23 protein-coding genes, 1 tRNA gene and 1 pseudogene are annotated in these 23,841 nt (G+C 66.1%); 10 read left to right on the top strand and 15 right to left on the bottom strand.

What is annotated here, in order from left to right; genetic code table 11:
• The first annotated feature begins 162 nt into the window (after positions 1–162).
• The 3 genes and pseudogenes from EET10_RS31130 to EET10_RS22445 all read left to right on the top strand — a co-directional run bounded on the left by EET10_RS31130 (position 163) and on the right by EET10_RS22445 (position 2,341).
• Positions 163–372 (top strand): hypothetical protein, encoded by a 210-nt coding sequence (locus EET10_RS31130; protein WP_051490434.1) that lies wholly within the window; start codon positions 163–165, stop codon positions 370–372.
• Between the two features lie 144 nt (positions 373–516).
• Positions 517–1,031 (top strand): annotated as a pseudogene (locus EET10_RS22440) (transposase); the annotation flags it as partial.
• 98 nt (positions 1,032–1,129) lie between these two features.
• Positions 1,130–2,341, top strand: coding sequence for a glycosyltransferase family 4 protein (locus EET10_RS22445; protein ID WP_244602049.1), 1,212 nt, complete (start codon positions 1,130–1,132; stop codon positions 2,339–2,341).
• Here the strand turns inward: EET10_RS22445 and EET10_RS22450 are convergent.
• On the bottom strand, positions 2,277–3,341 hold the full coding sequence (locus EET10_RS22450; protein WP_099188520.1) for a polysaccharide deacetylase family protein: 1,065 nt from the start codon (positions 3,339–3,341) through the stop codon (positions 2,277–2,279). The genes EET10_RS22445 and EET10_RS22450 overlap by 65 nt on opposite strands.
• 306 nt (positions 3,342–3,647) lie before the next feature.
• On the opposite strand from EET10_RS22450, the gene EET10_RS22455 reads away from it, so the two are divergent.
• Together EET10_RS22455 and EET10_RS22460 are read left to right on the top strand one after the other, a co-directional pair.
• Positions 3,648–4,610, top strand: a complete 963-nt coding sequence (locus EET10_RS22455) for an FkbM family methyltransferase (protein WP_246013674.1) — start codon at positions 3,648–3,650, stop codon at positions 4,608–4,610.
• Between the two features lie 126 nt (positions 4,611–4,736).
• Positions 4,737–5,546, top strand: a complete 810-nt coding sequence (locus EET10_RS22460) for a class I SAM-dependent methyltransferase (RefSeq protein WP_244602050.1) — start codon at positions 4,737–4,739, stop codon at positions 5,544–5,546.
• A 97-nt stretch (positions 5,547–5,643) separates the two neighbouring features.
• On the opposite strand, the gene EET10_RS22465 is transcribed toward EET10_RS22460, so the two are convergent.
• The 5 genes from EET10_RS22465 to EET10_RS22485 all read right to left on the bottom strand — a co-directional run bounded on the left by EET10_RS22465 (position 5,644) and on the right by EET10_RS22485 (position 11,377).
• On the bottom strand, positions 5,644–6,306 hold the full coding sequence (locus EET10_RS22465; RefSeq protein ID WP_063468410.1) for a class I SAM-dependent methyltransferase: 663 nt from the start codon (positions 6,304–6,306) through the stop codon (positions 5,644–5,646).
• A 245-nt stretch (positions 6,307–6,551) separates the two neighbouring features.
• The gene (locus EET10_RS22470) at positions 6,552–7,301 is read right to left on the bottom strand and encodes a class I SAM-dependent methyltransferase (RefSeq protein ID WP_063468409.1); all 750 of its coding nucleotides are present in this window, start codon (positions 7,299–7,301) and stop codon (positions 6,552–6,554) included.
• 94 nt (positions 7,302–7,395) lie between these two features.
• Positions 7,396–8,517: a glycosyltransferase family 4 protein gene (locus tag EET10_RS22475; protein ID WP_122502503.1), complete on the bottom strand. Its 1,122-nt coding sequence runs from the start codon at positions 8,515–8,517 to the stop codon at positions 7,396–7,398.
• On the bottom strand, positions 8,514–9,986 hold the full coding sequence (locus EET10_RS22480) for an O-antigen ligase family protein (RefSeq protein ID WP_122502504.1): 1,473 nt from the start codon (positions 9,984–9,986) through the stop codon (positions 8,514–8,516). The genes EET10_RS22475 and EET10_RS22480 overlap by 4 nt, the downstream gene beginning before the upstream one ends.
• Positions 9,983–11,377, bottom strand: coding sequence for a tyrosine-protein kinase domain-containing protein (locus EET10_RS22485; RefSeq protein ID WP_063468406.1), 1,395 nt, complete (start codon positions 11,375–11,377; stop codon positions 9,983–9,985). The genes EET10_RS22480 and EET10_RS22485 overlap by 4 nt, the downstream gene beginning before the upstream one ends.
• A gap of 417 nt (positions 11,378–11,794) precedes the next feature.
• Here EET10_RS22485 and EET10_RS22490 point away from each other — a divergent pair, with 417 nt between their 5' ends.
• On the top strand, positions 11,795–12,589 hold the full coding sequence (locus tag EET10_RS22490) for an FkbM family methyltransferase (RefSeq protein WP_063468405.1): 795 nt from the start codon (positions 11,795–11,797) through the stop codon (positions 12,587–12,589).
• Between the two features lie 25 nt (positions 12,590–12,614).
• Here EET10_RS22490 and EET10_RS22495 read toward each other — a convergent pair.
• From EET10_RS22495 to EET10_RS22515, 5 genes are all read right to left on the bottom strand, one after another.
• A tRNA-Ala gene (locus EET10_RS22495) sits at positions 12,615–12,687 on the bottom strand.
• Positions 12,688–12,738: 51 nt separating this feature from the next.
• Complete coding sequence (gene sepX / locus EET10_RS22500) at positions 12,739–13,893, bottom strand: divisome protein SepX/GlpR (RefSeq protein ID WP_122502505.1); 1,155 nt, start codon at positions 13,891–13,893, stop codon at positions 12,739–12,741.
• Between the two features lie 199 nt (positions 13,894–14,092).
• Positions 14,093–14,746 carry a GNAT family N-acetyltransferase gene (locus tag EET10_RS22505; protein WP_218028481.1) on the bottom strand — a complete coding sequence of 218 codons (654 nt, stop codon included), beginning with the start codon at positions 14,744–14,746 and terminating at the stop codon, positions 14,093–14,095.
• A gap of 21 nt (positions 14,747–14,767) precedes the next feature.
• Positions 14,768–16,057 (bottom strand): molybdotransferase-like divisome protein Glp, encoded by a 1,290-nt coding sequence (glp, locus tag EET10_RS22510; protein WP_063468402.1) that lies wholly within the window; start codon positions 16,055–16,057, stop codon positions 14,768–14,770.
• 85 nt (positions 16,058–16,142) lie between these two features.
• Positions 16,143–17,051 carry a UTP--glucose-1-phosphate uridylyltransferase gene (locus EET10_RS22515; protein WP_063468401.1) on the bottom strand — a complete coding sequence of 303 codons (909 nt, stop codon included), beginning with the start codon at positions 17,049–17,051 and terminating at the stop codon, positions 16,143–16,145.
• Positions 17,052–17,128: 77 nt separating this feature from the next.
• Between EET10_RS22515 and EET10_RS22520 the strand changes: the two genes are divergently transcribed.
• The 4 genes from EET10_RS22520 to mscL all read left to right on the top strand — a co-directional run bounded on the left by EET10_RS22520 (position 17,129) and on the right by mscL (position 19,443).
• Complete coding sequence (locus EET10_RS22520; protein ID WP_036402274.1) at positions 17,129–17,725, top strand: 5-formyltetrahydrofolate cyclo-ligase; 597 nt, start codon at positions 17,129–17,131, stop codon at positions 17,723–17,725.
• 69 nt (positions 17,726–17,794) lie between these two features.
• Entirely contained in the window at positions 17,795–18,106 is a 312-nt protein-coding gene (locus EET10_RS22525; RefSeq protein ID WP_036401973.1) for an FmdB family zinc ribbon protein, read from the top strand.
• 65 nt (positions 18,107–18,171) lie between these two features.
• Positions 18,172–18,834: an SAF domain-containing protein gene (locus EET10_RS22530; protein ID WP_036402277.1), complete on the top strand. Its 663-nt coding sequence runs from the start codon at positions 18,172–18,174 to the stop codon at positions 18,832–18,834.
• A gap of 150 nt (positions 18,835–18,984) precedes the next feature.
• Positions 18,985–19,443 (top strand): large-conductance mechanosensitive channel protein MscL, encoded by a 459-nt coding sequence (mscL, locus tag EET10_RS22535; RefSeq protein ID WP_063468400.1) that lies wholly within the window; start codon positions 18,985–18,987, stop codon positions 19,441–19,443.
• 21 nt (positions 19,444–19,464) lie between these two features.
• On the opposite strand, the gene EET10_RS22540 is transcribed toward mscL, so the two are convergent.
• The 4 genes from EET10_RS22540 to mprA form a co-directional block, all read right to left on the bottom strand.
• Positions 19,465–20,010, bottom strand: a complete 546-nt coding sequence (locus EET10_RS22540; RefSeq protein WP_036401978.1) for a MogA/MoaB family molybdenum cofactor biosynthesis protein — start codon at positions 20,008–20,010, stop codon at positions 19,465–19,467.
• Positions 20,010–21,449: a S1C family serine protease gene (locus EET10_RS22545; RefSeq protein ID WP_122502507.1), complete on the bottom strand. Its 1,440-nt coding sequence runs from the start codon at positions 21,447–21,449 to the stop codon at positions 20,010–20,012. Before EET10_RS22545 ends, EET10_RS22540 begins: the two co-directional genes overlap by 1 nt.
• Before the next feature lie 94 nt (positions 21,450–21,543).
• Complete coding sequence (locus EET10_RS22555; protein ID WP_122502508.1) at positions 21,544–23,091, bottom strand: HAMP domain-containing sensor histidine kinase; 1,548 nt, start codon at positions 23,089–23,091, stop codon at positions 21,544–21,546.
• Complete coding sequence (mprA, locus tag EET10_RS22560) at positions 23,091–23,777, bottom strand: two-component system response regulator MprA (RefSeq protein WP_036393573.1); 687 nt, start codon at positions 23,775–23,777, stop codon at positions 23,091–23,093. Before mprA ends, EET10_RS22555 begins: the two co-directional genes overlap by 1 nt.
• Positions 23,778–23,841 lie beyond the last annotated feature (64 nt).

The raw sequence follows: 23,841 nt of genomic DNA on the forward strand, positions 1-23,841 counted from the left end.
CGCGTATCCGGCATGGCCTTCCCGCCGCCCACACACCCGATCCGTGTGTATCAATAACTATACGTACGTATCGGCAATAGTCGCACAAGTCAACGGTATGGTCAACCTCGGCGATGCCTGGCACCGTGCGACCGATGCTGAGGCTCAGATCCGTGACGAGGCGTGGGTGGCCGAGGCGACGCGGCGTGGGTGGCCGAGGCCACCGGCCCGGTCAACCTGTCCGCTTGGCCTGCCGGGACCCGGTTGGTCCTGCGCAACGAACGCCGGCAACCGGGGGCGCAGCTGCGCTTCACCGACGCCGACGGCAGACGGGTGGCTGCCTTCATCACCGACACGCACCCAAGGTGGTTCCAGGGCAACTCGCCGGCCTGAAACTGCTCCATCGCCAACACGCGCGTCGAGGACCCATGTCCGTGAAGCCAAAGCCGCCGGTCTGGCCAACCTGCCCTGCCACGCTTTGACCCCAATACCGCCTGGCCCGAAATCGTTCTGACCGCAACAGATCTGGTTGCCTGGGCGCCACCGAAATCGGCTCATCCGGGCGCGAAGCCGGCCGAGATCTACAACGCTGAAAACAATGCGCAGGCAATGCAAGCCGCGAAGGCGTTCACCGCCGAGTACGGGGCGAAGTGGCCGAAAGCTGCTGCCAAGATCACCGACGATGTCGATGTGCTGCTCGCGTTCTACGCTTTCCCGGCTGAGCATTGGCTGCATTTGCGCAACACGAACCGATCGAATCGACCTTCGCGACCGTGCGGTTGCGGCAGCGGGTCACCAAAGGTCCCGGTTCCCGCGCCGCCGTGTCGCGATCGCGTTCAAACTCATCGAGTCCGCCCTGCGCCGCTGGCGGCTGGTCCAACGCATCCCACCTGGTCGCCCTCGTCCGTGCCGGAGCCGAATTCACGGACGGCAAATTCGTCGAACGACCCGACGAATCAGCGGTGCGGATCAAGCCGCGTAACGCGCCAATCCGCAGGCATTGGCTATTGCTCTGGAAAATGCCGAATTTCAGCCAACGCGGGGCGCTGTGACTTTGCTAAAGTTTCGGCTGACTTCGGAGCCCCGGATGCGGGGCGCACATCGGATGCCCGCCCGCGACGCAGCAGGTCGGAGCAAGGAGGCCCTGTCCTTGCCTGAACCACGGCTCGGCGAGAATGCCCCAGGCGGCAAGCGGTCGACGGCATCAGTGCGCTATCCGATCCGGGTACTTACGGTCGGGACCGCGCCGACTGGACCCAACAGCCGCGGCGGCATGGCGGCCGTAACGCAATTGCTGATCGAGGACAACGACCCGCGGTTCCACATCCGCTCCGTTCCCACCTACGTAGATGACTCCCTTCCCGTGTGGCTATGGACGGGGATCTCGGGCATGCTCAAAGCTTCAGTGCTGTTGTTGGCCGGCGTGGTCGACGTACTGCACGTCCACTTTTCGTTGCGCGGCAGCGTCGTCCGCAAGTCCCTACCGCTGTTCGTAGCGCGAATGCGGGGCATCCCGACGATTATCCATTGTCACAGCTCGCACTTCTTCACCTGGTTCGATGGGCTGCCGGCGCCGCTGCGCCGCGCCGTGCGGGCGGCGCTGCGCGCCGACTACGTGGTGCTGCTCGGTGAATCTCACATGGTGGCGTCCTCTGCGAGACTCGGCTTCGAGGTGTCCAAAGCCCGACTTCTCTATAACCCCGTGGTCATGCCTCGTGACGCGCCACCGCTTCGGACCCGCCGACCAGTGTCGGCGGTGTCGCTGGGCAGATTGGGCACCAACAAGGGAAGCTATGATCTTGTCAGGGCAATTGGTTTGCTGCCCAACGACATTCGGGCAGATCTGCGGGTCACACTGGCCGGCGACGGCGAGGTGGAACAGGTGCGCGAGTTTGTCCGCGCCAATGCACTCGACGACACCATTGACGTCGTCGGCTGGGTCGGCCCCGCGGACCGGGACCGACTGTTGACCGAATCGGCGATCTTCGTGTTACCCAGCTACAGCGAGGGTCTTCCGATGTCGGTGCTCGAGGCGATGGCCAACGGGGTGGTGCCGGTGACCACGCCCGTGGGCGCGATACCGGAAGTGGTGACCGACGGGGTGAACGGTCTGCTGGTCAAACCCGGCGAGCAGGCCCAGTTGGCGGCGGCGCTGCAGGCCCTGATCGTCGATACGGAGTTGCGCAATCGCCTGGCTGCGGCCGCCTACGCCCGCGCCCGCACGTTCGACGTCGCCCGCTGGCGGGAAGCACTGCACGACGTGTGGCTGGCCGCCGCGACGCAGCGACGCAGTGCTCTCAGCCCACGGTGGCCATTCCACGGCTACCGCCATAGCGACGCGGCAGGCCGCCGGAGACCATGAGCCGGAAATAGTCGAACGACGAATCGCTGCCGACTGCCAACCGCGGCAATTCCAGCGGGTCGCAGCGGCTATCGGCAAATCCCGCTACAGCGGTCAACGCCCAGCGCACACCGCGGCTGCGCAGCACCTCCTTGGCGCGCGCGTCGAAATCCGTTAGCCGGCCATTGGGGTATGCGAAAATTGTTGGTGACCAACCTATCTCACGTTCAAGTGTCGCACAGGAATCCGTGATCTCCTGCTCGACCTTGTCGTCGCTGCAGCGGGCGAGGACGGGGTGGGTCACCGTGTGCGGGTACAGCGTCACCAGACCGTCGTCCGCGATCTCGCGCGCTTCGTCCCATGAGAGCATCTGGAACGGACCGGGGCCGCCCTCGCGACAGTCCAGCGCCCCGAGCATCTCGTCCAGCACGGCGATCCGTTGCGCATCGGCCAAACCTTTCAGCCGCTCAACCGCGGCCGAGTAGACCGCACCGCGGTTGGCGGTGCCGTCGAGCGAACGGGTCCCCAGGCCCAGCGCGGCCAGGTCGACCGCGGTTGCCTTGGTGCGCGCGATCGCCAGCCAGAGACGGTCGGGCCACAGGGCTTCGTCGCTGCCCATCGGGCCCGTCGCCAGAAATACCGCGGCGGGTAGTTTCAGAGCGCGCAATACCGGTACCGCGTGCGTGGCCAGATTGCGGGTGCCGTCGTCGAACGTTATCGCCATCGCGCGCGGCGGCAATGTCCCTGCCGCAAGGCGATCGAGGGCCTCTTCGAGCGGCAGGACGTTGAAATACTTGCGGACGTACTCGAGTTGACGGCGGTACAGCTGCGAACCGAGCACATGCCAGCAAGGCGGCGACAACGGTTCGTCCTCCACACCGTGGAACATCACGATCGCGAGTAGGTCGCGGTGTCGCCGCCGGGCCAACGCCGGCACCCCTGCGGCGCACAGCAATCCGGCCGCGAAGTTCTTGAGGGTCGCGCGGGCGGCATGCGGCGTGAGGCCTATGAGTCTTGCCATCATTGGCCGAACTCTAATCAGCGCTCACCGGTCTAGCTGCAAGACCGGAGGCAAGCAACGGACGCGTCGGGCATGCACGCGTTCGATGGCATCGCGTCAGCACCGGCACTGCACCTCTGGGCTTGGCCGTCCGCGGAGCCGTTCGTATGACTTGGCAAAGGGAGCTAGGCTCTCGTCGGTGGCCAATCCAACGATGAACGGCTGGCCGAGATCGGCCGGTGCGGCAATGAGACTCAGATGCCAGACCAACGTCGCCGTCGCGTCCGCAGAGCCGATCTTTCGCCCACACAGCATGAGCAACCGGGGGTGACGTTCTTGACGGGCGCACTGCGCGACATCCTGGCCCCGTCGCGTCTCACTTATGTCGTCGATGTCGGGGCCAACCGCAGCTGCGGCGACTGGCCGTACACGCCGATGCTCGACGCCGGCTTGTGCTGTGTGACAGGGTTCGAGCCGGGGCGCGAGGCGTTGCTCGAGTTGCAAAAGACCTGCGGACCCAACGAGCGCTACCTGCCCTACGCGCTGGGCGACGGCCACCCTGCAACTCTGAAGATCTGTCCCGCTCCGGGAGCCATGACCAGCCTGCTCGAACCCGACCCGTTGGCGCAGGGACTGTTCACGCTCTTCGACCCGTTCGGACAGGTGACCGCCCGAGTCCCGCTCGACACGCATCGGCTCGATGACATCGGCGAAATCGAGCATCTCGATTTTCTGAAGATCGACATCCAGGGAGGTGAGCTGACCGTATTTCAAAATGGGCGCAACAAGCTCGCTGAAGCGGTGGCAATTCAGACCGAGGTGTCCTTTATCACCGTGTATCAAGACCAGCCCCCATTCGGAGAGGTCGACTTAGAGTTACGACGGCAGGGGTTTGTCCCGCACTGCATCCCCGGCGAGGTCAAGAGATGGGTGATCGGCGACTTTGCGATCGGCGATCCGTACCGGGCGCTGAATCAGATCTTGGAGACCGACGTCGTCTATGTGCGTGACTTTATCCACCCCGGGGGGATGAGTGACGAGCAGTTGAAGCATTTGGCGATGATCGCGCATCACTGTTATGGGTCGTTCGACTTGGCATTTCGGTGTGTGCGGTTATTGGAAGACAGGAACGCTGTGCAGGCGGGGAGTTCGCGCCGGTACCTGGAGGTTTGTCAGAGCGCCGTTGGTTACAAACGAGCGATCTGGTGGGCGCAACATAGCGCGGCGCGGCTGAAGTATCGACTGAGGACATGGGCCAACTCGGCCGCCACTGCCTATGGTCGCGACTGACGTTGCGCCGCCGGCGGGTGCCACATAATCCTTTCGCACCGAGCCCGACCGGCGCGGACACCGCCCGCCACCGGCGAGCCGCATGTTTGGATGAGCTGACTCTGCGATGCGGTTACGGTTTCGGGCATGCGCGAAACGCCGAAGGCCGGTCGCGCGCGAAAAGCTTGCAGAGGACTTGCGGAGGACCGGGTGAGCACTCGAACAGCGCTGAAGACCGTCGACGCCTACAACGAGGATGCGGTCCTGGTGTCGTCGATCATCAAAAGTCTTGGCCGCCCACTGGAGATCCTGGAAGCCGGTTGCGGGCTTGACTGGCCGCTCGATCTCGACGGCGTCGACTATCGGTTGACCGGTATCGACCTCGATGAGGATGCGCTGCAAAGCCGTATCCAGAAGATGGGTGACCTGCACGAGGCGATCATCGGCGACCTCGCGGCACCGGCGACCATTCCAGCCGGCCGCTACGACGTGATCTACAACTCCTTCGTCCTCGAGCACATACCCGACGCCGAGGGCGCGCTGATCAACATGCTCAACGGGCTCAAGCCGGGCGGGCTTCTGGTGCTGCGCATCCCGGACCGGGACTCGGTGTACGGCTGGACCGCAAGACGGATGCCCTTTCGACTTCATATCGCTTATTACCGGTACTTTGTTCGTTACCCGCATGCTGGAAAGCCCGGCCATTCGCCATTTCCCACCTATTATGCGCCGCTCATCTCCCGTGCCGGGGTACGCGACTTTTGCAACAGAAACGGCTGCACGATCCTCGAAGAACGGGGACACACGTACTATGTGCGAGGCAGGGGCGCTCGGATCCGGATAACTCGGGCATATGCGAAAGCATTGTGGGCCCTGTCTCTTGGCGCCCTATCGTGGCGGCATAACAATCTCACCTACGTCATACGCAAGCGAGAAGCTGGTTCGCTCGAGGGATGACCAAGTTCCATAACAACCATTCGCCTGTGGGCCATCGTGTCGAGGGCGAGCGCCGGCTATTCAGCACCGCGAGGTATTCGGCCGAGGATGATCTGCCCTACGCCGGGCCGGTTTGAATAGCGACCAACGACTTGATCAAACCACCGAATCGTTCGTACCAGATGTTCGATGACGGGAAGTACCGACGCATCTGCGAAATGCCGATCAGATCGATTTCGTCGACCTGTTCCTGCGCCTCTTCACGCGTGTAGGTCCGAATATGGCCGCGGTTCCAGTGCAGCGATACCTGCACGCGCGCCTCGTAGGGCAACCACTGTATGCCGGGAAACAGCCAGTGCGGTTCGATCGGAAAATACCGGTAGGGCGTCTGGACCCAATGGCGGTCGGCGAGTGAGTGGACGTTGTCAGCCAGTCGCTGCCGCCGCACATGGCCACCCACATGCTCGAGCAGCGAATTGGAGTACACCAGATCGAAGTGATCGCTCGCGACCGCGCCAGGCAGGTCGCACGCGTCGCCCTGGATCGCGACAACACCGCTGACCGGCGACTCCTGCGGCAGCAGGTTTACCGTGGTAACAGACCTGGGCAGCACCGGCGCCATGTGCCAGGACTCGGGTGTTCCGCCGAGATCCAGCACGCGCATGTCGGCCAAGGACGGGAATGCCTCGATGAGGTGCTGCCATCGTCGTGCCCGAGCGCGCCCAGACAGCGATCGCCGCGAATTGACATCCGTGGCGACGTTCCGTAACCAGGTGGACATTTACTCCGACTCTTTTTGAGGTTCCCCGTCCGAGAATCTTCCTTGCGGCGTTCCGCGTCACACCTCGCGGAAAGCGTTGCGTAGTGAGAGTAATCGCTGCCACCGATGGCCGCAAGAAAATGGACGATCGCTGGTTTAACGCAGGCAATGTTGCTCCGCGCCAACTGATTTATCGAGTCACGCGATCAGACAAGAAGGCTGAATACCGCGCGCGGCGACGGCGGCAGAAATTCGATCGACGACAATCAGACAGCGAAGACGGCGTAAATGCTGACAGTGGTAAATCTGTCGAGTCGGGGGAACCGCTTGCGGGCTTTATCAAGCACCGGCAGCAACCGCTTGTCGCCGCAGTTGTAGGCGAGGTGAATAAGCCGCAGGCCGCATTCATCGAACGCGGCCCGGAATTGGTCGGGGGTGGTGCCGTTGAGGCCGATGTCCAACAGCGAACTCACCGGATGGCCGTTGTGTCGGGCCGCGGCTGCATAGACCACGCGCTTGGGCAATACTGCATGCGCCCAGGGCACTTTCAGGCCGGTGCGGCCGTGGTCGCCGTAAGGGCTGTAATACAGCGGACTGAAGCCCACGTAGAGAATCCCGTCCGGCCGGACCAGATGCTTGTCGAGTGCCTTCAGCAACGAGGCCACGTCCGGGGCATGCTCGAAGGTGTCCTTGGAAACGATCACATCGAATGGTTCCGCTACCGGGAGCGACAGCGCGTCGACCGCTCGAAATGTCACGCGGTCGCGCACCTGGGGGAATCGCTGCACCAGATTGCGGTCGGCGAAGGCGATGAGGTTCTCGTCCAGATCAACGCCCAGCACCATGGCCCCCGCTTGCGCCATTTCAATGGACAGCGCCCCGACGCCACAGCCGACATCGAGCACGCGTTTGCCGGTCCAGTCCGGGGGCGCAGTACCCAACCGACGCCAATACTCTTCGTTGGACTGCGATTGCGATTCGAAGTACTGCAGGGCGGACTCTTCGCTTTGTGTCAACGCGTCGCTTCCGTTCTCTGGGGGTCGGCAACCGAATCTAGCCCGGGACGGCCGCTTTCACATATACCTTCAGCTAGGCAGTCGCCAAGATTGCTCACCGAGAAAGTGCTGGCGGCCTGCTCGCCAGCCGGGTCCACAGCTGCGTCAGCTGCTGATACCAACGGTCAAGCCCGAAGTCGCCGGCCCGGTCGCGTGCGACGCCGCCGAGGCGTGCCCGCAACTGTTCGTCGGCCACCAGGACGCTCAGCGACTTCGCGATCTGGCCCGGAGAGCCTGGTTCGACGACCAGGCCGTCGACACCATCACTGACCACCTCGCCCATGCTGCCGACCATCGTGGTCACCGGCACCAGCCCGTATGCCATCGCCTCCAGCAGGGCCACCGGCAGACCTTCGTTGTAGCTGGGCAACACGAAAACGTGTGCATTGCAAAGCAATGCGTCGCGCGCCGCGGGGTCCAGCCAGCCCGCCACCCGGATGGTCTCACCGAGCCCGGCCCTGCCGACCGCGGCACGCACCTCGTCGACCTCGCCGTCGCCGGCCAGCGTCACCCGCAACCGGTTGCGTACCGCCGCATCGAGCGAGGCGACGGCGGCGATCACGTCATAGCTGCCCTTGCGCGCCCCTAGCCGACCCACCGACACCGCCTGCACCCGCTGGGCACCGACTTGGGTCACCGGGGCTTCCGGAATCCGGACAGCGTTGTGCAACACGCTGATCTGGCTGTCGGTCAGCCGCAACCGGCTGGCGTACTCCTCGAGCTGGCGCTCGCCCAGCACCAGCCAGCGATCGGCGGACAGCATGCGCCGCATCGCGGCCTGGGCCAGCCGCGGCAGCCGATCGAACCAGCCGGCGAAGTCGTAGCTGTGTGCGTGCACCACCGTCGGTACGCCGGTCAGCCGCGCCACCCACAATGGCAGTGCCTTGCGGATCACGCTGCCGCCGTGCGCCAAGTGCACGTGCAGCACATCGGCGTGGCCACGCAGCACCAGCCAGCTGGCACGCACCATTCCTTGGACACCGACCCACAGCCGCCGCCCTACCCGCTCGTCGACGAACGTCGGCACCACCGTGATGCGGATTCGTTTGTCGGGATGTGCTGCCATGAGGGCAATCACCGTGGCCATGCCGCCCCGGCTGTCCGCCGCGCTCGGGGCGGGACCCACCACCAGCACCCGCAGCGGGTCGTCCACCGGAGTCTCCCCCACCGAATTCACCCAAGCCCACCGGTCAGCGCCGGGGCCTCGGTGCCGGCCATCTCGTCTACTGCAGGCGCCGCCGGCCGCACACCGGCGAACCCCATCGTCGCGCCCAGGGCCAGACCAAGCGAAACGGCGTCCGTCGGCATTTCCGGCAACGGCCACACGGTGGACATCGCGAGCAGGCCGGCGCTGACCGCCGCACTGACCTTTGCCGGAACCGACGCTCGGCGCAGCGCCCGGAACAGCGGCGTCAGAGCAAACACGGCAAACCCCGCCATGCCCACCACCCCGGCTTTGGCGAGCCACCACAGATAGAACAGGTGCGAGTAGGTCGGATAGAACTTCATGGTGAACTCGTCTGGGTCGCTCCCGTACGGCTGCTGATAGGCATAACCCAGGCCGTGGCCGAACACCGGCGCCTGGACGATCGCGCGGTCGAGGTTTTCTACTTCGCGCAGCCTGTCCAGCGTCGATGGGTCAACCGCGAGCGCCCCTGTCGAAACGCCGCCGAGCACCCGGCGAGTGAATGCGCCGAACTGCTCGGCAACCCACGTCCCGGTCGACGAACCCCGCAGCAGAAACAGCGACCACGCGACCGTCGCCGCAATGACCACCGCGCCAATCGCGGTAAGGGCGAGTGACCGGCGCAGGGTCGGCCAATTGAAACCGGCAAGTAAGGCGACCACGGCAGCCACCGCAAAAGAGATCAATGGGTTACGGCTGAATGACAGCAGCGCAATGATCAGCGCGGGTGGCCCCAGCACCAGATACATAGCGGGCCGGACCCGGCCTACGATTGTGGCGGCGATCAGCGCGGTCAACACCGCCGTGGCCGGCGTCTGGGCCGACAGGATGATGCGGAGCGCCTCGCCGGCGCCGGTACCCTGCAGGCTTTCCGCCCGGCCGGCGAGCCGGATGGCATGAAACGAGCCCACAATCGCCATCGCGGCCGAGAACCACAGAATCACGACCATCGCACGGATCGACCCTTTGACGTAATTGCCCTTCACGATCAGCAACGCCAGGGTGAACCCGGCGACCATCTCGAGCAGGGTCGTCGATTCCCGGATCACCACCCAGGTTGCGTGTCCGGCGGCGAAGCCGACAACGGTGGAAAACACCACCACCAACGCGAAGATCCCCGGCAACACGAAGTCGGAGAATCGGGGTTTCACGACCGGGATCAGGTAACAGATCGCCAGCACCAGCGCCGCTTGGTAGGCGTAGATCACCGCCGGGCCGACCACCTTGCCGACGTGCAAGTCGGCCGGCAGCGCGGCAAATGCCCAGAAAAGCGCGACCCAGATCATGGCTTCGGGTTTGGCCCAGTACACGACCAGGCTGAATATCGCCGCGATCAGCATCAGTCCCTGGCCGGTCTGGCGTACCGTGAACACGCCGACCAGAAAGCACCCGAACAGGAAAACGGCCAGCACTACTCCAGCCGTCGCCAGACGATGACGATCCCGTAGGTAGACAATCACGGCGTCCCGCCGACCTTCGCCCGGTAAATCCGCGCCGCGGCTCTGGTGTGCCGGGGCACCCGGGCGTCGGTCAGCACGGTGCCGGCGATCTGCGCGCCGGCAGCGCGCAACGCGGTCAGCGCGTCGTTGAGTTCATCGACGGTGGTGCGTCCCGCCCGCACCACCACCACCGTGGCTTGAACGGCGCCGGCCAATAGGGCACTGTCGGCTGTCGCCAGCACCGGCGGCCCGTCGACCACCATTCGGTCGAAACGCGACGACAGGTCCGCCAGCACGGTGTCGATCACTTCCGGGAGGTACGCACTGCAGGGCGAGGTCTCGCGGCGGACGAATCGCGCCGCGAGAAGGAACAGGTTCGAAATCGGCGTCGGCTTCACGGCTTCGGCAGCAATGGCGGGACTGGCCAGGGCGTTGGCCAGGCCCTCCCCCGACTCGACTCGCAGCAAGCCGGCGAGCACGGGCCGGCGGGTATCGCCCTCGACCAGCAGAACGTCTTCGCCGAGTTCGGCGAGCGCCAGCGACAAGTTCAGTGCTGTCGTCGTGGCTCCTTCACCGCCGAACGGCGCAGCCACCAGCACCCGGCGGGCCTCGGATCCCATGGCCCGCAGCAGTCGGCTGCGCAACCCGCGCACCGCGTCGTCGAATGTCACGTCGGTGCCGAATCGCGGTGTGCTGCCGTGCTTTCCGGGCAACTCGGCCAAGGTCGGCAGACCCGAAAGTTGTTCCAGCTTCCCGCGGCTGCGGACGGTACGATCGCTGGCCTCCCGGGTCAATGCAACCGCGATGCCAAGCAGTACCCCGGCGGTGAGACCCATGGCCATGTTGCGCAGCGGGATCGGCCTACTCGGGCGGCTGGGCACCTCGGGCTGCTTGACGATGGTCGCCGTGGCCATCGGAGCTGATTTGGGTGGTTGGGGCACCTCCCTGCCCTGCGGACTGCCCTGCGGACGCAAATTGACGTCCAGCGCGGGAACCAGCGCGGCAAACGAATCGGCCATCGCTCCCGCCAGCAGCGCGGCACGCTTTGGATCGGTATCGGTGACGGTGATGGTGAACAGCATCGACTTCGGGGTGTACTTCACCTGGGTATTGCTCACCACGGTGTCGCCGCTGATCGGAAGTTGCAGCCGACTGACGGCGCGCTCCGCTACCGCACGCCCACCGGCAATCTCGGCGTATGACGACAACCGGTCTTGTGCAGCCTGCCCGCCCCAGTACACCTCGGTGACGTCGGTCGCACCGGCAATCGAGATGAGAATGGTGGCCGACGACTGGTACGCCTTGTTTTGGAAGACCGTGACGGCCGCCGCACCGGCCAGACACGCCAGCAACGCGGCCGCGACGAGTTTCCAGCGCGTGAGGACGGTCTGAACGAAGGTGCGGAAATCCATCCACTGCCCTTTCTTGGCCCGACGCCATACGAATAGGGCCGATTATGTTCCCACCGCGCCAACCGCACTGGACATTATGCAGCATCGTTACCCGCCGTAGCCGCTAAACAATCTGCCGTCCCACCGCAACATTGTGGTGGCGCCGTGTGCGCCGCCATTCACTTGCAGGTGAGGCATGGCGGCAGGTCTCGCATTGAGCTTGCTTCCACGAATGCACGCAGCGGCACACTGAAGAAGCCCAACGCTTGCCGTGCGTCTGCCTGACAGCGGATCTTCGTGGGACAACGACTTGCAAGTCGGTTAGCGTGGGGTCCAAGGCCCCGCCCCCTCTGCACGCCCAACCACGGTTAAAGCCGTAGCGGGTGCCATCTGACGCCGGCCGGTGATGGCGAGGAAACTCTGCTGGAGACACGACACATGCGTGTAGCACGCTCGGTCAAACATTGGCTCGCCCCGGCGGCGAAAGCTGTGGCGCCACGCTTGTTCTGGCGGCGAAAATACCGTTTGCTACAACGCCTCGGCGAATCCCGCCCGGATGTGCGGCTGGCGGCGTCGTTATGCGATCCGAACCGCATTTCGCTGGACATCGGAGCCGACGTCGGCGAGTTCACGATCGCGATGCTGGCGGCGTCGCGGTCGGTCATGGCATTCGAACCCCGCCCGGCCCAGGCTCGCGATCTGGCGTCGATGTTCGCGGCGGTCGGTGCCGCGGTGCTGGTGGACGCGGTGGCGCTGTCGGACAAGCCCGGCGTGACGGCCATGCGAGTGGTCGAATCCGAACCCGGCCGGAGCACCATCGACACCGACAACGTCCTCAGCGACGTGGATGGCGGCGACGTCCAGACGATCGACGTGCCGGTCAAGCGCCTCGACGATCTTCAGCTGGACGACGTCGGCCTGATCAAGATCGATGTCGAGGGCCACGAACTTGCCGTGTTGCGCGGCGCCGCGGAAACGCTCCGGCGCAACCGGCCGGTGATTCTCGTGGAAGCCGAGGAACGCCATCGCCCCGGCGCCGTCGCCGAAATCACCACGCTGTTGACCGGCCTGGGCTACACGGGCTACTTCGAACTCGACGACGCCCGGCGGCCGGTCGAAGAGTTCGACCCGACGCAACACCAGAACCCGGCAAACATCGGCGGCCGAGAGGACCTGTGGGCGGCCCACGGCGTCTACGTCAACAACTTCGTCTTTGTGCCTGCGCAGGGTTGAGGCTCAATCTCTGTGGAGCTACCGGTGGAGCTAAGGGGATTCGAACCCCTGACCTACTCGATGCGAACGAGTCGCGCTACCAACTGCGCCATAGCCCCTGATCGCTAGCAGGCTACCAGCCGCGGCAGCCGATGACCGAACTGCCGGCCCTACTGACCGACGGCGCGCGGCAGATCGCGTGACCACCCGTAGTGCCGCATCGGTACCGCGTTGTCCAGGTGCTCGAAGATCGGGTCCTCGTCGTCGATTTCCAGCACCACCGCGCCGGGACGCCGCAGCCGGGACGGCACCACGTCGTAGTCGCGGTCATGAGCGTTCTCCACGCCGACCCGCGCCCGCGCCATCCGGTGCATCCGGCGACGACGCACCTTCTCCTCGATGCGGGTCTGCCGGCGCAGATAGGCCAGGTAGAGCACCGTGACCGTGATAGCGGTACCGCACAACCACCATGCCAGCGGGGTCACCTCGAAGGCTGCAACCGCCGAGGCCACCAGTACCAGCGCCATCGCCATCAGCATGCGCTTGCGAAACGCGTACTTGCGCGCGCTCACCGCGGCGGCGGTCTTGGTGTCGAACCGGCGCCGCCGTGAGGCACCGGGGGTGAAACTCGCCGGCGCGTCATGGTCATCCTGGGGATCCTCCGGCGGTTCCAAACCGGACGAGTCCTCGACGTATTCGTATTCGTCGTCAGCACGGCCGACACGATCGGCATGCTCCTGGTCGCCGGTCCGCACGGCGAACAGCTCCGCGGTGTCGAGTTCGGACTCGTCGGCGGCGTCGTCCTCGATGGCCGGTTCGTCCGCAGCGGATCGGCCATCGGCTGCCAACGGCGTCGGCTCGGCTGTTCGCGCGCTGGCCCCGGCCGGAAGCGCCCCCGAGTTCTCCTCGACCACCTCGACGTCCAGGTAATCCGGTCTGTCGGCCTCGGTTTCGCGAGCCTGGCCCGCGGCGCCGACCTTCATGACGACCGCACCCGGGCGATCGACCTCGTCGGCAACGTCGGCGTCCGACGCCACGTCATGGACCGGAGCCGTGTCCTGATCCACGTCGTCGTCGGCCTGGCCGACGGGCTCGGTGCCCCAGTCTTCCTCGGGCTTCCAGTGGGGGTCGCTGCGATGACCGGCGGCGGGACCCGTGCGCTTGAGCAGCCGCGCGCTGGCACCGCCGTTGAGCACCCGGGTCGCCAAGGCGACGTCGCTGGTGCGCCGCACCGCGTCGCGTTTGCTGATGAGCATGGGTACCAGCACGAACAGCCAGAGCACCACGAGCGATATCCACAAGAGCGACTGCGGGATGCTTGGCATGGTGACCTGCTCTCTTCAGTTCCGATCCCCGCGAGGCCCCATCGTTGGCCAACGCGGCCGGGTCATGCGTCTGAGGCAATTACACACCTGTAATTTGCCTCTCACAAGCACCACTCGTCACACGTGTCGCGTCAGCCACATTTTTCTCGACTAACGGCGGCCGGCCCGAGCCTTGCTGATCGCACCCCGCGGCACCGCGTCAGGGCAAACTCGCCCGGCCGGCGCGGATCAGCCTCGACACCACCGACCCATCGACCTCTTCGATGGTGATCGCCACCACCAGGTGGTCGCGCCACGCCGAGTCGACCTCGAGGTAACGGCGCAGCAGACCCTCCTCGCGAAAACCGACCTTTGCCAAAACGGCACGGCTGGCGGCATTCTCCGGACGCACGGTGGCCTCGACCCGATGCAGTCCCACCCGGCCGAAGCAGTGGTCGAGGCCCAGCGCCAAGGCACCGGTGGCAACCCCGCCACCGGTGTGCGTGCTCGGTACCCAATAGCCGATCCAGGCCGATCGCAGCGCCCCGTGAGTGACGTTGCCAATGGTCAGTTGACCGCAGAACTTCCCGTCGAGCTCGATGACGTAGGGCAGCATGCGGCCTTTGCGCGCCTCAGAACGCAGACCCGAACACACCGCCGGCCACGCGGCAACCGAATGCCGGATCGCCCAGTCACCTTCCGCGCTGGGCTCCCACGGCTCCAGGTGGGCACGATCGGCCATCCGGATCCGGCTCCACTGCGCGCCGTCGCGCATCCGGACCGGTCGCAACCGGATCACTCCCGCCCTGACGCGCAGCGGCCCGATGTTCATCGGCCAGCCGGGATGCCGGTAACTCGAGCGCAACAGGTTCACAAGAAGGTGCCGCGGTTGCGTCTAGCCGTGCTGAGCCAGGAAGGCGACGTCGACGATCTCGCCGGTGCGAATCTGCTCTGCTCCGGTGGGAACCACAACCAGACAGTTGGCCTCGGCCAGGGTGGCCAGCAGGTGCGACGATCCGCCCGCGGCTCCGCCCAGCGCCTGCACCAGGTACTCGCCACTGTCCTGATCGCGCATCAGCTGACCGCGCAGGTAACCCTTGCGCCCGGCCACCGAGGTAATCGGCGACAAGGTGCGGGCCTGCACGATCCGGCGCATCGGCTGTCGCTTGCCCAGCGACAGCCGGATCAGCGGCCGGACCATCACCTCGAAAACCACCAGCGCGCTGACCGGATTGGCCGGCAGTAGAAACGTCGGAACCCGATCCCGCCCCAGCTGCCCGAACCCCTGCACGGATCCGGGGTGCATCGCAACGCGGACGACTTCCATCTCGCCGAGTTCGGACAGCACCGCGCGCACCGCTTCGGCGGCCGCGCCGCCGACCCCGCCGGCGATCACCACCAGCTCCGCGCGGTTGAGCTGACCCTCGACAATCTCGCCGAGTTCCTTGGGGTTGTTGCTGACGATGCCGACCCGGTTCACCTCGGCCCCGGCATCCCGGCCGGCGGCGGCAAGGGCGTAGGAGTTGACGTCATACACCTGCCCGTTGCCCGGGGTGCGACAGATGTCGACCAGCTCGCCGCCGACGGCCATGACCGACAGTCGCGGACGCGGGTGCACCAGCACCCGTTCCCGGCCGACCGCGGCCAGCAGCCCCACCTGCGCCGGGCCGATGATGGTGCCGGCCCGAACCGCAACATCACCGGGCTGCACATCGTCACCGGCATGGCGCACATAGGCACCCGACGGCGCACCGCGCAGCACCCGCACCCGCGACATCCCACCGTCGGTCCACCGCAACGGCAGCACGGTATCGGCCAAGGTGGGCAGCGGGGCCCCGGTCTGCACCCGGGCCGCCTGGCGCGGCTGCAACCTCGTCGGGGTCCGCGCACCCGCTTCGATGGTGCCCATCACCGGCAGGGTCACCACGTCGCGATCGTCGAGGCTCGCGTCGTCGGCGAAGAGCTCGGTGGCCCCCGGGCCAAGGTGTTGGCCGACACTCATCACGTCGACGCTGCGCACCGCGTAGCCGTCGATCGCGGCCTGGTCGAAACCGGGCAGCGGGCGCTCGGTCACCACTTCTTCGGCGCACATCAGGCCCTGCGCCTCGGCAATGGCAACACGGATCGGTCTCGGGGCTACCGCGGCGGCCGATATCCGGGCCTGCTGCTCCTCCACAGAACGCACAGCGCGCCTTTCCGTCGAGCCAGGTGGGCGAGCTGGGCCCGATCACCCGAGTCGCCGCGAGGGCGGGTCGCCCCACTCCGCCCGGCTACTGCTCGGTCAGACCCAATCGCGCCACCAACCATCGCCGCAACTCCGGGCCGTAATCGTCACGATCCAATGCAAAGTCAACCGCAGCCTTGAGGTAGCCGCCGGGATTTCCCAAGTCGTGTCGGGATCCCCGGTGCACGACCACGTGCACCGGATGGCCCTCGGCGATCAGCAGCGCAATGGCGTCGGTGAGCTGAACTTCCCCGCCTGCTCCTCGGTCGATGCGGCGCAACGCACCAAAGATCGCCCGGTCGAGCACATAGCGACCGGCTGCCGCGTACATCGACGGGGCGTCCTGCGCCTTGGGCTTTTCGACCATCCCCTTGACCCTCAGCACGTCGGTCATCGCGGCATCGGGGGCCGGTTCGACGTCGAAGACCCCGTAGGCGCTGATCTCCTCGGGCGTCACTTCGATGGCGCACAACACGGTGCCGCCCAGCCGGGCTCGAACCTTCGACATGGTCTTCAGCACCCCGGTCGGCAGCACCAGGTCATCGGGCAGCAGTACCGCGACGGCGTCCTCGTCAGCTGACAGCGCGGGCTCTACGCAGCCGATGGCGTGTCCGAGTCCCAGCGGCTCGGACTGCACCACGGACTCCACCTTGATCAGCTCCGGAGCGCGGCGCACCTTGGCCAGCATGGCCGTCTTGCCGCGGGCCTCGAGGGTGCCTTCGAGCACCAGATCCTCGACGAAATGGGCGACCACACTGTCCTTGCCCTCGGAGGTGACGATCACCAGCCGCTCGGCACCGGCGGCAGCCGCCTCGGCGGCCACCAGCTCGATGCCGGGCGTGTCGACCACCGGCAGCAGCTCCTTGGGCACCGTCTTGGTCGCGGGCAGGAACCGCGTGCCCAGGCCGGCTGCGGGGACGATCGCCGTGAAAGGGACCGAAACATCTGATGACATCGTTCACACGATAACTCTCGCCGGATTTGCCGGGTGGGTTCGGAGCGGCGAAATCCCGGCCTGTCATCGTTGTGGGCGTGACAAGCGCGGGCAAGGCAGCGTTGCGGCGACGGGTGCTGGCCGCACGTCGCCTGGTTGCCGACGACGTCCGGGCCACCGAGGCGGGGCTGTTCACCCGGCACCTGGAGCCCTTGGTGAGCGGCCGAACCACGGTCTGCGCCTATGTGCCGGTGGGTGACGAGCCAGGGTCGATGGACATGCTCATGTCATTGCGGCACCGCGCGGCACGGGTGCTGTTGCCGGTGGCACGGGTGGCCGCTGACAAGGTTCCGTTGCCGCTGCTGTGGGGTGAGTACCGCCCCGCCGAGCTGGTGCGGGGCCGGTGGGGACTGCTCGAGCCGCCCGGACCCTGGCTCCCGGAATCGGCTGTAGCCGGGGCCGACCTGGTACTCGTGCCGGCCCTGGCCGTCGACCGGCGGGGCGTGCGGCTGGGCAAGGGGTTCGGTTTCTACGACCGCTCACTGGCTGGGATGCACCCGCACACCCGGCTGATTGCGCTGATCCGCGACGAGGAATTGGTCGACGAGCTGCCGGGGGAGGCACACGACGTGCGAATGACCGACGTCATCACTCCCGCACGCGGATTGATCGCGCTCCCGTGCGGGAATGACTGATGTCACGTGGTGGTTCTAGCACTTGAGAAGGTAGAGTGCTAGCCCAAGCCGAATTATCCGGAGGTCCTTGTGCCGACTTACAGCTACGCGTGCACCGAGTGCGCCGACCGCTTCGACGTTGTGCAAGCCTTCACCGACGAAGCGCTGACCACTTGCGGGAAGTGCTCCGGTCGGCTGCGCAAGCTGTTCAACTCGGTTGGCGTCGTATTCAAGGGCAGCGGTTTTTACCGCACCGACAGCCGCGAAACCGACAAGAAGTCGAAGAGTTCGACCAATGGGTCGTCATCGACCGAGTCCGCGTCGAGCGAGACCAAGTCGTCGAGCCCGGCGGAGAAGTCCACCAGCACCACCGCCCCGGTTACCGCGGGCGCCGCAAGCTGATCGGTTATCCACAGGTCGCTTCTTGACCGGCATCGCCGGCGCTGATTCGCGCATACGGTGTGTCGGTGGCCGAACCATCGCTGAACGCATCCCTGTTCAGCCGCCTATCGATCCTGCTGCGCCCGGACTGGACCCGGACCGTCCTGGCGCGGCGCATCGCCGCCGGTGGACTCGTCGTGCTGGCCGGCGTAGCAGCGCTGCGGTCGAATACCGAGGCCGACGGTTCGCAGGTGGTGGTCGCCGCTCGGGACCTGCGCCCGGGCAGTGCCCTGACCTACGACGACATCCGGCTGGAAACGCGTTCGGCGGCAACGCTTCCCGATGGATCACAGACCAACCTGGGGGCAGTCGTCGGCTCGACGCTGGCAGGCCCGGCGCGACGCGGCGAGGTGCTCACCGATGTGCGGATCCTGGGCAGCCGACTGGCCGAGTCGACGGCCGGTCCCGGCGCCCGCATCGTCCCGCTCCATCTGGCCGATAGCGCGCTGATCGACCTTGTCCGGGTCGGCGACGTGGTGGACGTGCTTGCCGCGCCGGTTACCGATTCGCCGGCGGCTGCGCCGGTCAGCAAAGTCGTGGCCACCGACGCCGTCGTCGTGCTGGTGTCGGCAAAACAGGAGCTTCAATCACACGATGAGCGCGTCGTGTTGGTCGTCCTGCCGGCACGCCTGGCGAATACGGTTGCAGGCGCGGTGCTGGGGCAGACGGTGACCCTGACATTGCATTGAACCGGCCCAAACCAGGATCCGGCCACGAATACTCACATCACCCCTGGAGCCAACCCGCATCTGAGATACCGTCTGCCTTCGACGTGCCCAGACAACGGCCCGGCATGCAGGACAGGATCAGACGACATCAACGGTGGAAAGGCGCTACCCATGCTCAAAGGGTTCAAGGAGTTTCTCGCGCGGGGCAATATCGTCGACCTGGCCGTCGCGGTGGTCATCGGCACCGCGTTCACGGCGTTGGTCACCAAATTCACCGACAGCATCATCACGCCGTTGATAACCCGGGTCGGTGTCAACCAGCAGACCAGCTTCGGCATCTTGCGGTTGGACATCGGCGGCGGGCAGGCCATCGACGTGAACATCCTGCTGTCGGCGGCCATCAACTTTGTGCTGATCGCCGCCGTGGTGTACTTCTTGATCGTGCTGCCGTACAACAGGCTGCGCAATAAGGGCGAGGTCGAGCAGGCGGACGACGCGCAGGTGGTCCTGCTCACCGAGATCCGCGACTTGCTGGCCCAAACGAACGGCGACAGCCCGTCGGGCAAGCATGGCGGCGCTGCCGTGCCTGTGTCGCCGCCGCCCAACCACGGGCCTCGCGCGGAAACCTGATCCGCGGGTTACTTCCGAAACTCAGATTTCAAGACTCGACAACTGCCCGATGATCTGAGCGGCCAACGGATTCAGCGTTGCCATGCCGTCTCGCACGGCGTAGCGGGAGCCGGCGAGGTTAACCACCAGCGTGCTTCCCGAAACTCCCGCCAAGCCGCGCGACAGGCCCGCGTCGATGATTCCTGCCGACAGCCCTGAAGCGCGGATGGCTTCGGCGATCCCGAGGATTTCCCGGTCCAGGATGTCGCGGGTGGCCTCCGGCGTGACGTCGCGGGGCGTGACGCCGGTCCCCCCGACCGACACCACCAGGTCCACCCCGCCGATCACCGCGGTGTTCAGCGCGTTGCGGATCTCAACTTCGTCGGCCGACACCGCGACCACACCGTCGACCACGAACCCCGCCTCGGTGAGCAGCTCGGTGACCAACGGGCCGCTGTGGTCTTCGTCGCCGTGGGCAGTGCGATCGTCGACGACGACGACAAGTGCCCGGCCCACCACCAACTCCGCACCCTGTTCCATGGGTGCAACCGTATATCCGAGCTCTGACAACGGAGGACCTGCCTTCATCACTGCTCCGCCTTGCCTAGCGTTACCTGCACGGTGCGGCTGCCACCCGAGGGGTCTTGGAAGGTCAGCGCCACCTTGTCGCCTGGCGCCTTGGATCGCACCGCGGCGACCAGCGCGTCAGCGCTGTTGATGGGGCGCTCGTCCACTTTGGTGACGATGACCCCCTTGGGCACTCCGGCAGTGGCGGCGGCACCGCCTTGCACCACCTCGACCACCTTGGCGCCGGGAATGCCCTTGTCAGTGGTCACCTGCACGCCCAGCGAGGCGTGTGTCGCCTTGCCGGTACTGATCAGCTCGTCGGCAATGCGCTTGGCCTGGTCGACCGGGATGGCAAAACCCAGGCCGATCGAGCCGCTCTGGGCATCGCCGGAATCCGCTCCCAACGTGGCGATGGCCGAGTTGATTCCGACCAGCTGGCCGTTCATGTTCACCAGCGCACCACCGGAGTTGCCGGGGTTGATGGCCGCGTCGGTCTGGATAGCGTCCAAAACGGTGTTCTGGTTACCGGACTCGCCGGTGGTCGACACCGGCCGGTTGAGGGCGCTGACGATTCCCGTGGTCACCGTGCCGGCCAGACCCAGCGGTGAACCGATCGCCAGGACCGGCTGACCGACCCGCAGATCCGATGACGATCCCAGCGATATGGGGGTGAGTCCGCTGACACCTTGGACCCTGATCACGGCGATGTCACTGGTGGGATCGGCCCCGACCACCGTGAACGGTGCCGTCCGGCCGTCAGAGAAGGTCACCGTGGTTTTGGGCGGCGGAGCACCGGCGGGCGGCTTGGCGGCGGCCGCGACGACGTGGTTGTTGGTCAGGATCAGCCCGTCGCTGGACAGGATGACGCCCGAGCCCTCCTCCGATGCACGCCCCAGATCGGTCTCCAGCATGACGACGCTGGGCACCACCTTGGCGGCCACCTGCTCGACCGAACCCGCCGGCATGTTTGCTGCCGGAATGCTGGGAGCGCCGCTGGCGACCACTCCGCCCCCGTTGGTGCTCGCCGGTGACCGGGTCAATTCGACGACCGACGCGGCCGCACCACCGATACCGGCCGACACTACGGCGATGGTGAGCGCGCCGATCGCCAGCATGCCCGCGCGGGGACGTCGCTGGTGAATCACCGTGGGAGGCGGTGACATCGGCGGAAGGATGCCGGTTATCGGGCCGGGACCGGCGCCGCCACCAACAGTGCCCTGTCCGGTACCGCCCGGGATGGGGCCCACCCCGGTACCGCCCGGCAGCGGGCGCGGGCCGGTACCCGCGAAGGGGTCGTAGGGCCGACCGTACTGCGGCTGCGATCGCTGGTAGCGCCAGTCGAACTGCTGACTGTATGTTTGCGCAGACCCTTGCACATACGCCGGCGGCACCGGTTGGTTCGGCACCGCACGATATTCCGGCTGCTGCGGCGGTGGCGAATACCTCGGGTGATTCGTCATGTCGCTAAGTTGCTCTTCCTCTATTGGGGCTTAGGAGCCCTGTGCTTGGCCATGCGCTGCAGGCATGGGCTTGTTGTCAACAGTAACTGCACCACTACCTTGCGCGCGCGGACTGAGAATCCACTGAGATAACGTTCGTCGAACTCCGTGAGTTCGCAGAGTCCCCGGCGCCCCCATCAAAACGGCCGGCCTCGCCCCTGGCGCCGGTATCGGCCGGGGTCGCCGGGTAGGTCGGACCCGGCATCGGGCGGCCGGGCAGCAGCACAGAAATCGATGTTCCCGGGGGCTGGCCACCTGGAACCGTGTCTTCAACCCGCAGCGATCCACCGTGATTGAGCACCACCTGCTTGACGATCGCCAGGCCCAGGCCCGAACCCGGCATCGCCCGCGCCGATGCGGACCGGTAGAACCGCTCGAACACCAGACGCCGTTCTTGCACGGGAATGCCGGGACCGCGGTCCGAAACCGCCAGCTCGGCGTGTGACGGGTCGAGTTGTCTCAGCGTCACGCCTACGTGGCCCCCGGGTGGACTCCACTTGGCCGCGTTGTCCATGAGGTTGAGCGCAGCCCGTGACAACCCGGCGGCGTCACCGTAGATCTGCCAGGGAATCACCTGGACATCGAAGTGAATGTCGTTGCGCCGCCGCCTGACCCGCTCCAGGCTGCGGTCGATGACGTCGGCCATGTCGACCGTCTCGTGCACCACTTCACCGGCGTCGCCGCGCGTCAGGTCCACCAAATCGCCTACCAGAGTGGACAATTCCTCGATCTGGGCCAGCACATCGGCACGCAGGCCGACCATCTCCTGCTCCGGCAGTCGCGGCGCTCCGGGCTCCATCGACGCCATCAGCAGTTCGACGTTGGTGCGGAGGGAGGTCAACGGGGTGCGCAACTCGTGCCCGGCATCGGTGACCAACCTGGCCTGTCGTTCCCGGGATTCGGCCAGCGCCCGCAACATCAGGTTGAACGCCTCGGTAAGCCTGGCCAATTCGTCGCTGCCGAATACCGGGATGGGTCGCAGGTCGTCGGTTCGCGCTACCCGCTCGGCCGCCTCGGTGAGGCGGCCCACCGGGCGCAACCCCGCCCGGGTGACCATCCCGCCGGCCACCGCAGCGACCGCCACGCCGACACCGCCCACGATCAGCAGTACCGCGCGAAGTTTGGTCATCACCGCCTCGGTGGGTTTCAAACTTTTGGAGATCAGCAGGGAACTGCCGCTCGGCAAATGGATGGCAAGCACCCGCTGATCGGCCGCTGTCCGCCGCGACATGAACAACTCGCCGCGGATGACGGCCTTTTCCGGCGCTCCGACGGGCAGGTGCTGTCCGGGCTGGTTGGCGGTGTAGATCGAGTGGCCCGGGTTCACCAGCATTGCATTGACATCCGAATACGCTGTGCCCTCAATGGCTTTGCCCGGGTCGGCGGCGAGCGACCCACTGGCGATCAGCAACTGCGCGCGGCTCTGCAGCTGATTGTCGATGTCGTTGTAGAGGGCGGCCGAGATCACCGCGTACACCGCGAACGACATCAGAACCACGACCATCGCCACCATCGACATTGCCAGCAGCATGACCCGCCACCGCAGGGACAACGAACTGGTGGTTCGCAGCGGTACCCGTGCCCGGCGGCGGAACCCGAGCATCAGGGTGGCGTTTCGCGTAGCACGTAACCCACTCCCCGGACGGTGTGGATCAGCCGCGGCTCGCCATCGGCCTCGGTCTTGCGGCGCAGATACCCCACGTAGACCTCCAGCGCATTGCCGGACGTGGGAAAGTCGAAGCCCCACACCTCTTCGAGGATGCGGCTGCGGGTGAGCACCCGTCGCGGATTGGCGATGAGCATCTCCAGCAAGGCGAATTCCGTGCGGGTGAGGCTGATGCGGCGCTGCCCGCGGGTGACCTCACGGGTTACCGGGTCCAGGCTGAGGTCGGAGAAGCGCATGGCCACCGACTCGGCGGTGTCGTCGGGCTTGGTGCGGCGCAGCAATGCCCGCATCCGCGCCAGCAATTCTTCGAGAGCGAACGGCTTCGGCAGGTAGTCGTCGGCGCCGGCGTCGAGGCCGGCCACCCGCTCGGAAACCGAGTCACGGGCGGTGAGCACCAGGATCGGCAGGTCGTCGCCGGTGCTGCGCAGCTGACGGCACACCTCCAAGCCGTCCAGCCGCGGCATCATGACATCCAGCACGAGTGCGTCGGGCCGATCGCTGGCGATCATGTCGAGAGCCTCGAGCCCGTCGTGGGCCAGTTCGACCGAGTAGCCGTTGAAGGAAAGCGACCGGCGCAGCGACTCGCGTACCGCACGATCGTCGTCGACGACAAGAATTCGCACGGACACTAGTTTTGTACGACCGCCTGAGACTGGCCTGAGAGGCGCGCCGTCGAGAGAACGGGCT

The sequence above is a fragment of the Mycobacterium pseudokansasii genome, from assembly GCF_900566075.1.
Classification (GTDB): domain Bacteria; phylum Actinomycetota; class Actinomycetes; order Mycobacteriales; family Mycobacteriaceae; genus Mycobacterium; species Mycobacterium pseudokansasii.